The sequence below is a fragment of the Mesorhizobium sp. M0621 genome (assembly GCF_040320745.1).
In the GTDB taxonomy this organism is placed as follows: domain Bacteria; phylum Pseudomonadota; class Alphaproteobacteria; order Rhizobiales; family Rhizobiaceae; genus Mesorhizobium.
The window spans coordinates 1-14,184 of record NZ_JAMYQF010000033.1; the positions used below are offsets into that span (position 1 = coordinate 1).

Sequence of the window (14,184 nt, forward strand, 5' to 3'; positions counted from 1 at the left end):
CCCCCCCCCCCCCCCCCCCCCCCCCCCCCCCCCCCCCCCCCCCCCCCCCCCCCCCCCCCCCCCCCCCCCCCCCCCCCCCCCCCACCCCCCCCCCCACCCCCCCCCCCCCCCCCCCCCCCCCCCCCCCCCCCCCGACCCGGAATTCTCTCGCCTTTTGTCAACTCACGCCGGCAAACGCGCCTTCCATGAGCAGGTCCGGGAAGTAGCCCGCCGGCTTGTCGCCGACCGCCTGACCCCCGGTGAGGCCGCCCTGGATTTCCGGGCCGAAGAACGAGTACGGGAACGGCGTGACCGGCTGGCTGACCGCGTCGAGCCTTGCCAGAAGCTCCTTTGGAATCTCGAAATCGAGCGCGCCGAGATTGTCCTTGAGCTGATCGAGCCTCGTCGCACCGATAATCACCGAAGCGACACCGGGCCGTGTTGCCGCCCAGTTCAAGGCGACCTGCGCCATGCCGCGGCCAAGCTCGCCGGCAACAGTCTCCAGTTCGGCAACGATTGCCCAGTTGCGGTCGGTAAATTTCTGGAAACCGGGATTGGTCGAACCGCGCATCGTCTCCAGCCTGCCGCCGGCCTTGCTGATTGTATCTGAGCGATATTTGCCGCTCAGCAGGCCGCTGGCCAGCGGGCTCCAGACCATGATGCCGGCGCCGTAGCGCGTGCCGAACGGCACGAATTCATGCTCGATGTTGCGCTCGGCCAGCGAATATTCGAGCTGCAGCGCCGAAACCGGCTCATAGCCGCGCTGCTCGGCGACGGACTGCGCCCGGCTTGCGTACCAGGCGGGGACGTCGGAGAGGCCGACATGGCGGATCTTTCCGGCGCGCACCAGATCGTCCAGGGTTCGCATCACCTCTTCCGGAGATGTCAGCCTGTCCCAGGCATGCAGGATGTAGAGGTCGATGTAGTCGGTCCCGAGCCGTTTCAGCGAGCCCTCGACGGCGCGGATGATGTTCTTGCGGCCATTGCCGCCTGCATTCGGATTACCCTGCTCCAGATTCATGCTGAACTTGGTGCTGATCACCGCTTTGTCGCGCAGGCCGCGCTCGGCGATGAATTCGCCAAGCCAGGTCTCTGAGGTGCCGCCGGTATAGGCGTCGGCCGTATCGAAGAAATTGCCGCCTGCCTCGACATAGGCATCGACCAGGGCACGTGCCGTCTCCTTATCGGCACCCCAGCCCCACTCGGTGCCGAAGGTCATGGTGCCGAGCGCCAGCCGGGTGACGCGTAGCCCGCTGTTGCCGAGGGTGTAGTAGGCCATAGTCATGATGTCGTCCGATCCTGTTCCAAAATTCAATGCCGGTCCTGTCCGGGGGTCGTCTTGACCCACGGGTTGCCGCGCTCATGCGTCATGCGGAAGGTGAAGCCATCCACCATCCAACCGGCTCCTGAACGGGTCAGGTGGTGCTCGTAGGTGCCCCAGACTTCCCAGAGCGGGTCGCCATTGCCTTCCATGCGATTCCAGGCATAGCCGTTGGACAAGACGGTCGCGGCGCCGGCGTCGATGGTGACCTGGTGATTGGTGCGCAGATGCAGGCTGGTCTTGCTGCCCCTCAGATTCGCTGCCCAGGTCCCGATCAGGTCGTCCGAAGCGATGGTGGCCGCAGGCTGTCCGCTCAGGCTGCTGAAGTCGACGGTGACGCGGTCGGCGAAGTAACTGCGGGCGAGCCGCCAATCCTGGGCATCGACGGCGCGATCGATGGCATCGGCGATGCGGATAACGGCGCGCTCATCAGCGAGCGTCATTTCGCGGGACGGCTCGGCTCCGCCGGCATCGATCGGCGCCAGCGCCATACCCGCCGCGAGAGTGGCATACCTCAATGCATTCATGTCTCTTCTCCTTTGCGTCGGCCCGCCGCCGATCTGTTGGCCGCAATGTGGGCCAGCCCGGTGATATCGATAAGATTGCATTATTCGCATGGACTGTGCGATATCATGCATGAATGGATCGCGACCTGCTCAGCCACCTTCCTGTTATCGTCGCCGTGGCGCGGCGCGGCGGCTTTGCGTCCGCGGCGGCAGAGCTTGGCATGAGCCCTTCGGCGGTCAGCCATGCGGTCAGGCTCGTGGAGCAGCGCATCGGTCAACCACTGTTTGCGCGCACAACGCGCAGCGTGTCGCTGACCGAGGCCGGTCAGGCGCTTGTCGCGACGGCCGAGCCCGCGCTGCAGGACATCGCGGAACGGATGGAGCGCATTCGCGGCATCAAGGGTCGCCCGGCCGGCCTGCTCAGGATCAATGTTTCGCACATAGCGGTCCCGATGGCGGTGACGCCTGTCGTGACGGCCATGGCGGAGCGCTATCCGGATGTGACGGTGGAAATCTTTGCCAACGAAGGATTGGTCGATATCGTCGGCGAAGGCTTTGACGCCGGCATCAGGCTTGGCGAAATGATCGCGCAGGATATGATCGCGATCCGGATGACGCCGCCATTCCGGGTGGTCATCGTCGCTTCGCCGGCCTATATCGGCCGGCGTGGCCGCCCGCGCAGCCTGGCCGATCTCGCCGCCCACAATTGCATCGGCTACCGCCTGGTGCGATCCGGCGCGATCTATCGCTGGGATTTGACGGAGGACGGCAAGGATGTGGCCGTGGAAACGCGCGGCACCGCGGTTGTTACCGATTCCCTTGCGGCGATCGACCTGGCGCTGTCGGGGATGGGACTGGCCTATGTGTTCGAGCCGCTGGTGCGCGCCGACCTGGCCGCTGGTCGCCTCGTTCAGGTTCTGCCGCAGTCGGCAATCGAGGAGCCGGGCCTGTTTCTCTACTTTCCGCGCCGGGCGGCAATGGCACCGAAGCTGCGCGCCTTTGTCGACGTCGCACAAGAAATCGGCCGGACACCCTCGCGAGCGCCCGGCCGAGTTACCTGAGCCGAAAAGCGGCTGGCGGCTTACTTCTTGACCGCAGCCGCGACTTCCGCCGCGAAATCGGTCTCTTCCTTCTCGATGCCCTCGCCCAGCGCAAAGCGCAGGTAAGCCGTGATCTTGGCCGGCGCGCCGATGTCCTTCTCGGCATCCTTGAGTGCCTTCTCGACGGTGATGTCGGGATTGAGCACGAAGGCCTGCTTCAGCAGCACGACTTCTTCGTAGAACTTGCGCAGACGGCCTTCGACCATCTTCTCGATGATCGCTTCCGGCTTGCCGGACTGGCGTGCCTGGTCGGAGAAGATCGCCTTCTCGCGTTCGACCGCGGCCGGATCGATCTGCTCTGCTGTCAGCGCCAGCGGATTGGTGGCGGCAACATGCATGGCGACCTGACGAGCGAAAGCATGCGCTGCATGCTCATTGCCAGTCGTCTCGATGGCAACCAGAACACCAAGCTTGCCAAGGCCGTCGGCAACCGCGTTATGGACGTAGGTTGCGACGGCGCCGTGCGGAACGGTCAGCTTGGCAGAGCGGCGGAAGCCCATGTTTTCGCCAATGGTGCCGACAGCGTCCTTGATGGTGTCGGCAACCGACTTGTCCGAACCCGGATACTTTGCGGCAGCCACAGCCTCTGTCGTGCCATAGGCCAGAGCAACCTTGGCAATTTTGGCGACGATCTCCTGGAACGCGGCATTGCGGGCAACGAAGTCGGTCTCGGAATTGACTTCTACGACGGCCGCTTCGCGAACGCCGGAATCAACGCCGATCAGGCCTTCAGCCGCGGTGCGCCCGGCCTTCTTGTCGGCTTTGGAAATGCCCTTCTTGCGCAGCCAGTCGACGGCCTCTTCCATGTTGCCGTTGGTCTCGGTCAACGCCGCCTTGCAATCCATCATGCCCGCGCCGGTCAAGTCGCGGAGTTCTTTGACCTGTGCAGCCGAAATGCTCATTGTCGCCTCTTTGGTTTAAATGCACCGACGCACCATCGGTATTCGATGGTGCGTCTGTTTAGCGTGCCAAAATATGAGAAAGATGAAGGCCGCAACCGGCCTTCGCTTATCAAGCTTCGGGGGCTTCCGACGCCGGAGCCGGGGCCGGCTCGAGCGCCGGCTCGACCGGGGCTTCGACCGAAGCGCCGATGTCGACGCCGAGCGCGCCCTGCTGGCGAGCGATGCCGTCGATGGCAGCCTTGGCGATCAGGTCGCAATAGAGCTGGATGGCGCGGGCCGCGTCGTCATTGCCGGGGATCGGGAAGTCGATCTTGTCCGGATCGCAGTTCGAATCGATGATGGCGACGACCGGGATGCCGAGACGCTTGGCCTCGAGGATGGCGATCGCCTCCTTATTGGTGTCGATGACGAACATCAGGTCGGGCGTCGAGCCCATGTCCTTGATGCCGCCCAGCGCCTTGTCGAGCTTCTCGCGCTCGCGGTCGAGGTTGAGGCGCTCCTTCTTGGTGAGGCCCTGGGCCTCGCCGGCCAGCATCTCGTCGAGCTTGCGCAGGCGCTGGATCGAGTTCGAGATGGTCTTCCAGTTGGTCAGCATGCCGCCGAGCCAACGCGAATTGACATAGTACTGGGCCGAACGCTGTGCCGCATCGGCGACGATGTCGGACGCCTGGCGCTTGGTGCCGACGAACAGCACGCGGCCGCCCTTGGCGACGGTATCGGAAACCTGCTTCAGCGCCTGGTGCAGCAAAGGCACCGTCTGCGAGAGGTCGATGATGTGGATGTTGTTGCGGGCGCCGTAGATGTAGGGCGCCATCTTCGGGTTCCAGCGGTGGGTCTGGTGGCCGAAGTGAATGCCAGCTTCCAAAAGCTGGCGCATGCTGAAATCAGGCAGTGCCATTCAAAGTTCCTTTCCGGTTAGCCTCCACGGACACAGGCATTTTTGGACTTTGTCCTCGAACGCCACCGGAGGTTTCAGCCGGATTTCTCCCGGGCAGACACCAAAGTCCGTGTGTGGAATGAGCGCGGATATAGAGGGGATACGCGACAAACGCAAGCGCCACCGGATATGTGGTGCGGCGTGCGACGATCCGCGCCCTGCCGTCAGCGCTTGACCTTGCCGTTCGGCACTCGCACCCGCCGGAAGACCGCGACGATCTCCTCACGGCTGCATTCGATGGCGCCGAGCCGCACCGCACGGTCGCGCTCGAAGCCGGTTATGTCATAATGCGGCGCCGATGTCTTGGGCGGCCCCTGGTAGGATGAACGCTTGATCGCCAGCTTTGCGGCGAAGCGATGCAATTCGTCGGTGTCGTCAGCCAACAGATGGCACCAGCGATGGCCGGCCCAGTTCCAGATCGCTGCGTCGACATAGACTGCCATGAAGCTCGCTGTCTGCCTTCCATCCTTCACGACAGTCGGCCACATGGCCCGTCCGTCCGTCAGTGACGATAGAATGGATTCGGATAGAAAATGAAGCTGCCTTTGGCCGCAAGCTCGGTCACGGTGCTGGTGACGGTTTCCTGCATACGACGGTGCAGCTCGGCAACCGCTTCGTCGATCGAGCCCGTATATTCATGCAAGCTCAGTGGATCGGGCACCCGGATGTGGGCGCAACGCGGCCCGGCCGGCTGCGGAATGAATCGGTTCATCGTGTCACGCAGACCGCCCCGGCAATAGTCGTTGCGGATCCGCTTCAGATGTTCGGCGATCTCCTCCTGGGTGATGCGCGGGTTGGCCGAAGCCCAGGATCCAACGCGTTGCAGCCGCTGAATCGTACCGGCGAGCGCGCGGACCTGCTTTTGCCCTTCCGCGTCGCCGGTGTTTTCGCGCTGCCAGCGACGCGCCCGCCGAAGAAGCTCGATGGTGTCGGTGATGGCAGCGTCGGGTGAGATGCTTTCGCCGAGCCGGCGGCCGAGTTCTGTGACCAACGCCTTCTGGCGTTCGGCATATGTCGCGCCTTCGTCGGACGGCATGCCGCAGGCGGCTTCATCGCGGGTCAGCAGCGTCGAATAGATATGATGGATGCGCTGCGGCAGCGTGTCGGTCGCCTGGCGTTCTATTTTCAGGCTTTTCTCGACATAGGCGCATTCCTTCGCCAGCGCCGCTTCGACATTCCTGGTGAAGGCAAGCTTCCAGACGACTGGCGCGATCCAGACCTTGAAATCGGGGTCCGTGGCCCGACCCAGCCTGAGAGCCTCAAGCCCCATCTCGACAGCACCCGGCAGCAACGGCGCAACGACATTGGCGTGCCAGCCGACGCCGCCTTCGGGATGCAGCAGCACGCCATGGCCTTTCAAGGCCCAGGCGACGGAGTGTTCCTTGGCTGCCCCGCTGTTGCCGGGAATCTGGGCGATCAGATTATTGGCCAACCAGAATTTCTGCATCATTCTGCCAAGACCGTTGACGACGCCGTTCGTCGCCCAGGAGGCAGCGAGCGGGCTGACCTGCGACACGATCTCCTTGTCGATCATCCAGTCGGTGAAGAATTCGGGATGATTGGGCGTGACGAAAGTCGCCTTCCCCGCCCCGCAACTGGCCCTCAGCCGCTCAAGGTCGGTGTCGGGAAAGTCGATATGGCGGACATTCGCGACGCCGCGTAAACCGGCCAGGCGGTTGAACGGCAAGGTATCGCGAAATCCGGGAATGCCGCGCAGCATGACGATCCGGTTGACGGATGTCATGGCCCTGATCAGTACCGGGTTAGGCCTCGGCGCAACGAAGACATCGATCTTGCTCAAGCTGCTCCCCCATTGCGCCTGGACGCTGGGGACAAGGTTGAGAGACGATTGCGGCACGTTCAAGTCGTTCGCCACGACCACGGCGTGTCGTGGTTAATCGACCGGCCGGATAAGCCTTATTTGGCCGGGCAGGCTTTCGTCTGGTCGAACAGCGACAGATTGACCAGCTTGCCGGTCATCGAGAAGTCGCCATAGTCCATGGTGAGGTCGCGAGTGATGCCGTTGTCATGCAGCTTGAAGCTGATGCGGTATTCCGGCACCTCTTCGCCTGTCTTGCCGGTGTCGTCGAAATAGGCGATGTCGACCGGCCAGTATTTGTCGGCGGCGAGCTTCGCCAGTGCCGGAGCCTCCGGATCGGCCTTGTCGGTGTCGGTTTTCTTGCCGACGACGACGGTGGTGGTCATCACCTTGTTGGCGTCTTCGGAACCGTCGAACAGATTGGTTTCGTAAAAGTTTTCGCCTTTTTCGGCCTTGCCGATCAGTTCGACCAGATGCTGAGTCGGGAACTGGGTCGAGGCCAGTTCGACGCTGTTCTTTTCCGGCTTGTCGATATCGACCTTCAGGCCCTTCGTTCCTTTCGTAGCGATGCCCTTGACCTCCTTGTCGAGGTTCTGGTCGACAAAGGACTTCGTCACGAATGAAAAGGTCTTGCCTTCCGCATCCTCGAACGTGGTGGTCTGCTGATCGGTCAGCCTGGTGTTTTCGGCGGTCACGATCTGAGTGACGAAGCGGAATTTCACCGTATAGCCCTCGCAGGCCGAGCCGTTGAACTCATAGACCATGCGGCCGGATATGCCTGTGATGCCGGACTGATCGGAAGCCTTTTTCAGGGTAAGGTCGTAAACGGCGCGGTGGGCCTGCAGCGCCGGCGCAGCAAAGGCTGGGCCGATCGAGAAGATCCCCGACAGCAGAACGGCATGGAATGCAAGGCGCGCTGCGCGCATGAGGTACTCCGATCGTCGCGGCTGATGGCAAGCCGCAGGGAAAGATGGTCCAGCTTAAAAAAAGTCATGGCGGAAGCGAGGCAAAAATAGCAATTTCGGCCCGGCCGGCACGGCGTCACCAAGCAATAGGGAAATACCATGAGTGAAACAATCGAAAAGCGGCTAAGCGACCTGGGCGTGACGCTTCCCGTCGCGGCCGCGCCCGCCGCCAATTACGTGCCCTATTGCAGGACCGGCAATTTGCTGTTCACCGCCGGGCAATTGCCGCTCAAGGACGGCAAGCTGCAGGCGAGCGGGCTGCTCGGCCGCGACGTCGACACGGCAGGCGGCAAAGAGGCGGCAAAATACTGCGCGATCAACATCCTGGCGCAGGCCAAGGCAGCGCTCGGCGACCTCGAGAAGATCCACCGCTTGGTGAAGATCACCGTTTTCGTGGCTTCGACGCCTGAGTTTGTCGAGCAGCATCTGGTTGCCAACGGCGCCTCCGATTTCCTGGTCGCGGCGCTTGGCGAGCGCGGCAAGCATGCCCGTTCCGCCGTCGGCACGGCCTGCCTGCCGCTTAATGCCGCAGTGGAAATCGAAGCCATCTTCGAAGTCGAATGAGCCAGGGGACAGATATGACCGACCTATCCTGGCTGACCGCCCGGCCCGTCGCCCATCGCGGCTTCCATGACATGAACAAGACGCGCTGGGAAAACACGCTTTCCGCTTTCGCGGCGGCGGCCGAGCGCGGCTATGCCATCGAATGCGACGTGCACCTCTCGTCCGACCGCGTTCCAGTCATCATCCATGATGGCGATCTCAAGCGCCTGACCGGCCAGGACGGCTTCGTCTGGCAGCGCACAGCGGCGGAACTGGCGGCGCTCAAGATCGGCGGCACGGCGGACCATGTGCCGACGCTTCAGGAAGCACTCGACCTGATCGACGGCCGCGTGCCACTAGTCGCCGAGCTGAAGGGCATGCCCGGCTATGACGAAGGCCTGGTGGCAAGCGTCGGCAAGATGCTCAAGCGTTACAAGGGCAAGGCGGCGATCATGTCGTTCGACCACTGGCTGGTCCGCGATTTCCCGAAACATGCGCCGGGCATTCCGGGCGGACTGACCGCCTACGGCAAGGACGTCAGGCTGATCGAGGCGCATTTCGCCATGCTGGCGCACGAGATCGTCTTCACCTCCTATGCTGCCGGCGACCTGCCGAACGAGTTCGTCAGCTTCGTGCGTGAAAAGCTGAAAATGCCTGTCATCACCTGGACCGTGCATGACCAGCCGGCTGTCGACCTGACCTTCAGATATGCCGACCAGATGACATTCGAGGGGTTCGAACCCGATCTTGTCAAAGTCGCCTGAGTGCCTGAAACGTGACTTGTACCAAGCCGGACGGAGCTTAAATAAGCCTCATGGATCAAGGCGACGAGGGCGATGGCCGGACTGCAAATGCGGACTATTCGATCCGCGTCGCCGCTGGCATCGGCGCTTTCACCCCAGAGGAATGGAATAGCTTTGCCGGAACTGCGCGCGGCGATGCAGAAACCAATTACAATCCTTTGGTTTCCTTCGCTTTCCTGAGCGCGCTTGAGGATTCCGGATGCGCCGTGCGGCGCACCGGTTGGCAGGGCCATCACCTCAGGCTGGAGGATGGGCAAGGCAGATTGCTGGGCGCGGTGCCCTGCTATCTCAAATCGCACAGCCAGGGCGAATATGTGTTCGACCATGGCTGGTCGGATGCGTTCGAGCGCGCCGGTGGCCGCTATTATCCCAAACTGCAAAGTGCTGTGCCGTTTTCCCCGGTCACCGGCCCTCGCCTGCTGGTCACCAAGGGTGAGGACAGCGCCACGGTGAAGGCTGGTCTCGCGGCCGGTCTGAAGGCGGTCACGCAAAAACTCGGTGTCTCTTCCGCGCATGTCACCTTCGCGCAAGAGAGCGACGTGGAGGTGCTGGAAGCGGCAGGTTTCCTGCACCGCACCGACCAGCAATTCCATTTCTTCAACGAGGGCTTTTCGACCTATGACGACTTCCTCGCCACCCTTGCCTCACGCAAGCGAAAGGCGATGAAGAAGGAAAGGCGCGAAGCGCTTGCCGATGGCATTTCGATCGACCGGCTGACCGGCAAGGACATCACCGAGAAGGCCTGGGACGATTTTTACGCCTTCTACATGGACACCGGCAGCCGCAAATGGGGCCGGCCCTATCTCAACCGCCAGTTCTTCTCGCTGATCGGCGAACGCATGGCCGACGATATCCTGCTGGTGATGGCGAGGCGCAACGGGCGCTACATTGCCGGGGCCATCAATTTCATCGGCTCCGACGCACTCTATGGCCGCAACTGGGGCTGCATCGAGGACCATCCCTTCCTGCATTTCGAGGTCTGCTACCATCAGGCGATCGACTTCGCCATCGAACGCAAGCTGAAGGTGGTCGAGGCGGGAGCGCAGGGCGAGCACAAGCTGGCGCGCGGCTACCGGCCAGTGACCATGCATTCCGCGCACTACATCGCTCATCCCGGCCTGCGCAACGCCGTTGCCGATTATCTCAGGCGCGAACGCCACGAGGTGGAGCGGATGAGCGAATATCTCGAAGGGCACACCCCGTTCCGTAAGGATCTGGAAGAATAGCAACAGGTTGCCCTGATGGGCAGGGTCGACGATCGTCTTGCCGACTTTCGACAGCTTCGCTACACGAAAGGCACAATCCGGAGCGTCCGCCATGACTGAATCCTATGACACCGACAACATCTTCGCGAGGATCCTGCGCGGCGAAATTCCCTCGCACCGCGTCTACGAGGACGATGCGTTCATAGCTTTCATGGATGTGATGCCGCAGGGGCCGGGCCATACGCTCGTGGTGCCGAAGGTGCCGTCGCGCAACCTGCTCGACGCCGATCCGTCAATTTTCGGCCCGCTTTTCACGGTCGTTCAGAAAGTGGCGCAGGCAGTGAAAAAGGCCTTCGGCGCCGACGGCGTCACCGTCATGCAGTTCAATGAGCCGGCCTCGGGCCAGACCGTTTATCATCTCCATGTGCATGTCATCCCGCGCTTCGACGGCATCCCGCTGAAGCCACACACGGGCGCGATGGAAAAGCCGGAGGTGTTGGCCGAAAACGCCGAAAAGATACGAGCGGCACTGCAAGGCTGACGCCGCAATCGCCGACAAACTGGAAACAGGTTTAACCGGCCGAGGGTTGAGCCCGTTGCTCGATGGCACTCGGCCGAGCGACGCCTTGCTCCAGCCGCAGGCGGATCGCATCCGCGCATTGCACAGGGCTCAGAAGCGAGGTGTCGACTTCCAGATCGTATATGCCTGGCCGGTGCACCTCTTCTTGCCATAGACGCACGGGCAATGGCACGGGATCGTCGGGCGAACCGGTCACATATCCCTTGTCGGCCGCGCTGGCGGCGCGCCTTTCCATGATGATTTCGATCGGGCAGCGAACGCCGACAAGCAGCACCGGCAGCCCGGCGAGACGGCGGGCGCAATCGGCCAGGATGTGGAGCGGTTTCGAATAGGCATCGTGATGGCCGACATCCGCAACGACATTCAGTTCCAACCGGCTGTGGGCGGCTATCGATTCGTAGAGCGCGGCGTACAATCCGGGCACGAAGGCCTCAAGGTCCGGACGCTCGCCGCCAGGCCGCAATCCTATCCCAGGCCGATAGCGTGGCGGCGTGGCCTGCTCGTAGACGTCGACACCGAGATTGAGCCAGACGCCGTCGAAGCTCTCCTGAATAGCCCTCGCGATGCTTGATTTTCCCGATCGCGGCGCGCCGTTCAGGATAATGATCTGCCCGGCCATGCGTCCTCCCGCTCCAATGAAAAAAGCCCCGTTTCCGGGGCTTTTTCGACTTTCGTCAAGGTCAGTTCTTTCGGGGCAGTTGCGGCACGAGGCTGCGCTTGCCGCCGTCCTTGCCCTTGGCTTCGGGCTTCTGCGCCACCAGCTTCTTGGCCGCGGGCTTCTTCGCCACGGCCTTTCTGGGCTTCGGCGTTTCTTCCGGCTCTTCCTTCTTCGGCTTGACCGGCGCCTCGTCGGCGAGCGATTCAAGCTTCAGGCCGGTCTCGCCGGTTTCCTTCTTCTCGACGGTGACACGCACCGTGCCGCCCTTCTTGAGCTTGCCGAACAGCACCTCGTCGGCCAGCGGTTTCTTGATGTGCTCCTGGATGACACGGCCGAGCGGCCGCGCTCCCATGCGCTCGTCATAGCCCTTGTCGGCGAGCCAGGCGATCGCATCCGACGACAGGTCGAAGGTGACGCCACGCTCGGAAAGCTGGGCCTCGAGCTGCATGACGAACTTCTGCACCACCTGATGGATGACCGGCACCGGCAGCGAGCCAAACGGGATGATCGCATCGAGACGGTTGCGGAATTCCGGCGTGAACAGCCGGTTGATCGCCTCGACATCGTCGCCTTCGCGCTTGGTCGAGCCGAAGCCGATCGCCGCGCGCTGCGCATCCGACGCACCCGCATTGGTGGTCATGATCAGGATCACATTGCGGAAGTCGATCTGCTTGCCGTTATGGTCGGTCAGCTTGCCGTGGTCCATCACCTGCAACAGGATGTTGAACAGGTCCGGATGCGCCTTCTCGACTTCGTCCAGCAACAGCACACAATGCGGATGCTGGTCGACGCCGTCGGTCAAAAGACCGCCCTGGTCGAAGCCGACATAGCCGGGAGGAGCGCCGATCAGCCGCGAAACGGTGTGGCGTTCCATGTATTCCGACATGTCGAAGCGGATCAGCTCGACACCGAGCGAGGCGGCCAACTGCTTGGCCACTTCGGTCTTGCCGACGCCGGTCGGACCGGAGAACAGGTAGGAACCGATCGGCTTTTCCGGTTCACGCAGCCCCGCACGCGCCAGCTTGATGGCCGAGGTCAACGCGGTGATCGCGGTGTCCTGGCCATAGACGACGCGCTTCAGCTCGATATCGAGGCCTTGCAGCACCTTCTCGTCGTCGGCCGAAACCGTCTTCGGCGGGATGCGGGCCATGGTGGCGATCGTCGCTTCGATCTCCTTGATGCCGATGGTCTTCTTGCGCTTGCCTTCCGGCACCAGCATTTGCGAGGCACCGGTCTCGTCGATCACGTCGATCGCCTTGTCCGGCAGCTTGCGGTCGTTGATGTAGCGCGCTGAAAGCTCCACCGAGGCCTTGATCGCCTCGTTGGTGAACTTCACCTTGTGGAATTCCTCATAATAGGGCTTCAGGCCCTTCATGATCTCGATAGCGTCCTGGATGGTCGGCTCGTTGACGTCGATCTTCTGGAAGCGCCGCACCAAGGCACGGTCCTTCTCGAAGAACTGGCGGAATTCCTTGTAGGTGGTCGAGCCGATGCAACGGATCGCACCCGACGACAGAGCCGGCTTCAACAGGTTCGACGCATCCATGGCGCCGCCCGATGTGGCCCCGGCCCCGATCACCGTGTGGATCTCGTCGATGAACAGCACAGCACCTGGATAGTCCTCGAGTTCCTTGACGACCTGCTTCAGCCGTTCCTCGAAATCACCGCGATAGCGCGTGCCGGCAAGCAGCGTGCCCATGTCGAGCGCGAAGATGGTGGCATTGTGCAGCACTTCGGGAACGTCGCCCTCGACGATGCGCTTGGCCAAGCCTTCGGCGATCGCCGTCTTGCCAACGCCGGGATCGCCGACATAGAGCGGGTTGTTCTTGGAGCGGCGGCACAGCACCTGGATGGTGCGGTTGATCTCGGACTCGCGGCCGATCAGCGGGTCGATCTTGCCGGCCTTGGCCTTGTTGTTGAGGTTGACGCAATAAGCGGTCAGCGCATCCTGCTGCTGCTTCTTCTTGCCGCCTTCCTCCTGCGGCTCGGCGCCGTTCTGGCCGCCCTGCTCGTCATCGGCGCCGCGCGGCGAGCGTGTCTCCGACGCGCCCGGACGCTTGGCGATGCCGTGCGAGATGTAGTTGACCGCGTCGTAGCGGGTCATCTGCTGTTCCTGCAGGAAATAGGCGGCATGGCTCTCGCGCTCGGCGAAGATGGCGACGAGCACGTTGGCGCCCGACACTTCCTCGCGGCCCGATGACTGCACATGGATCACCGCGCGCTGGATGACGCGCTGGAAACCGGCCGTCGGCTTGGAGTCCTCGTCGTAGCCTGTGACGAGGTTGTCGAGTTCGGTGTCGATATAGGTGAGAACCGTGTGCTTAAGCTCATCGAGATCGACATTGCAGGCGCGCATGACGGCGGCGGCCTCGGTGTCGTCGACGAGCGCGAGCAGCAAATGTTCAAGGGTTGCGTATTCATGGTGCCGCTCATTGGCGAGCGTCAGCGCCTGGTGAAGCGCCTTTTCCAGGCCTTGGGAGAAAGCCGGCATGTTACCTCACTTCTTCTCCATCACGCATTGCAGCGGATGCTGATTCTGTCGGGCGAAATCCATGACCTGGGACACTTTGGTCTCGGCCACCTCGAATGTATAGACCCCGCACTCGCCCACTCCATGATTGTGAACATGAAGCATGATGCGTGTGGCGGCTTCGCGGTCCTTCTGGAAAAAACGCTCCAGCACGTGAACCACGAACTCCATGGGCGTGTAGTCGTCGTTGAGGATGAGGACCCGATAAAGGCTGGGCTTCTTGGTCTTGGTTTTGGTGCGCGTGATGACGGCCGTCCCGCGGCCGGCCTCATTGCCGTCGCCGCCGCCGTTTTGCATCCGCGCCACGTGTCTCGTGGCAGTCAAACCGATCGTCAC

At 62.5% G+C, this 14,184-nt stretch carries 15 protein-coding genes; 5 read left to right on the forward strand and 10 right to left on the reverse strand.

The annotated features are described in order from the left end of the window. Positions 1 to 157 precede the first annotated feature (157 nt). Positions 158 to 1,264 (reverse strand): aldo/keto reductase, encoded by a 1,107-nt coding sequence (locus NKI38_RS21120; protein WP_352660198.1) that lies wholly within the window; start codon positions 1,262 to 1,264, stop codon positions 158 to 160. A 26-nt stretch (positions 1,265 to 1,290) separates the two neighbouring features. Next, positions 1,291 to 1,827, reverse strand: a complete 537-nt coding sequence (locus NKI38_RS21125; protein ID WP_352660200.1) for a nuclear transport factor 2 family protein — start codon at positions 1,825 to 1,827, stop codon at positions 1,291 to 1,293. 113 nt (positions 1,828 to 1,940) lie between these two features. Between NKI38_RS21125 and NKI38_RS21130 the strand changes: the two genes are divergently transcribed. Continuing rightward, positions 1,941 to 2,867: a LysR family transcriptional regulator gene (locus NKI38_RS21130; RefSeq protein ID WP_352660202.1), complete on the forward strand. Its 927-nt coding sequence runs from the start codon at positions 1,941 to 1,943 to the stop codon at positions 2,865 to 2,867. Between the two features lie 20 nt (positions 2,868 to 2,887). Here the strand turns inward: NKI38_RS21130 and tsf are convergent, their stop codons facing one another. From tsf to NKI38_RS21155, 5 genes are all read right to left on the reverse strand, one after another. Then, complete coding sequence (gene tsf, locus NKI38_RS21135; protein WP_352660205.1) at positions 2,888 to 3,808, reverse strand: translation elongation factor Ts; 921 nt, start codon at positions 3,806 to 3,808, stop codon at positions 2,888 to 2,890. Between the two features lie 109 nt (positions 3,809 to 3,917). After that, entirely contained in the window at positions 3,918 to 4,706 is a 789-nt protein-coding gene (gene rpsB, locus NKI38_RS21140) for a 30S ribosomal protein S2 (RefSeq protein ID WP_292177508.1), read from the reverse strand. A gap of 203 nt (positions 4,707 to 4,909) precedes the next feature. Next, on the reverse strand, positions 4,910 to 5,188 hold the full coding sequence (locus NKI38_RS21145) for a DUF4031 domain-containing protein (protein ID WP_352660348.1): 279 nt from the start codon (positions 5,186 to 5,188) through the stop codon (positions 4,910 to 4,912). Between the two features lie 59 nt (positions 5,189 to 5,247). Beyond that, entirely contained in the window at positions 5,248 to 6,546 is a 1,299-nt protein-coding gene (locus NKI38_RS21150; RefSeq protein ID WP_352660207.1) for a lysophospholipid acyltransferase family protein, read from the reverse strand. 116 nt (positions 6,547 to 6,662) lie between these two features. Then, positions 6,663 to 7,490, reverse strand: coding sequence for a cell envelope integrity EipB family protein (locus tag NKI38_RS21155; RefSeq protein ID WP_352660209.1), 828 nt, complete (start codon positions 7,488 to 7,490; stop codon positions 6,663 to 6,665). A 138-nt stretch (positions 7,491 to 7,628) separates the two neighbouring features. Between NKI38_RS21155 and NKI38_RS21160 the strand changes: the two genes are divergently transcribed. The 4 genes from NKI38_RS21160 to NKI38_RS21175 all read left to right on the forward strand — a co-directional run bounded on the left by NKI38_RS21160 (position 7,629) and on the right by NKI38_RS21175 (position 10,621). After that, positions 7,629 to 8,093, forward strand: coding sequence for a RidA family protein (locus NKI38_RS21160; RefSeq protein ID WP_352660211.1), 465 nt, complete (start codon positions 7,629 to 7,631; stop codon positions 8,091 to 8,093). Between the two features lie 14 nt (positions 8,094 to 8,107). Then, entirely contained in the window at positions 8,108 to 8,836 is a 729-nt protein-coding gene (locus NKI38_RS21165) for a glycerophosphodiester phosphodiesterase (RefSeq protein WP_352660213.1), read from the forward strand. A gap of 50 nt (positions 8,837 to 8,886) precedes the next feature. Continuing rightward, complete coding sequence (locus tag NKI38_RS21170; protein ID WP_352660215.1) at positions 8,887 to 10,101, forward strand: GNAT family N-acetyltransferase; 1,215 nt, start codon at positions 8,887 to 8,889, stop codon at positions 10,099 to 10,101. A gap of 91 nt (positions 10,102 to 10,192) precedes the next feature. After that, positions 10,193 to 10,621, forward strand: coding sequence for an HIT family protein (locus NKI38_RS21175; protein WP_352660216.1), 429 nt, complete (start codon positions 10,193 to 10,195; stop codon positions 10,619 to 10,621). 31 nt (positions 10,622 to 10,652) lie between these two features. Here NKI38_RS21175 and NKI38_RS21180 read toward each other — a convergent pair whose 3' ends face one another. From NKI38_RS21180 to clpS, 3 genes are all read right to left on the reverse strand, one after another. Further along, positions 10,653 to 11,279 (reverse strand): chloramphenicol phosphotransferase CPT family protein, encoded by a 627-nt coding sequence (locus tag NKI38_RS21180; RefSeq protein WP_352660218.1) that lies wholly within the window; start codon positions 11,277 to 11,279, stop codon positions 10,653 to 10,655. 61 nt (positions 11,280 to 11,340) lie between these two features. Further along, entirely contained in the window at positions 11,341 to 13,809 is a 2,469-nt protein-coding gene (gene clpA / locus NKI38_RS21185; protein WP_352660220.1) for an ATP-dependent Clp protease ATP-binding subunit ClpA, read from the reverse strand. A 6-nt stretch (positions 13,810 to 13,815) separates the two neighbouring features. Further along, complete coding sequence (clpS, locus tag NKI38_RS21190; protein WP_010909565.1) at positions 13,816 to 14,145, reverse strand: ATP-dependent Clp protease adapter ClpS; 330 nt, start codon at positions 14,143 to 14,145, stop codon at positions 13,816 to 13,818. Between the last annotated feature and the right edge of the window lie 39 nt (positions 14,146 to 14,184).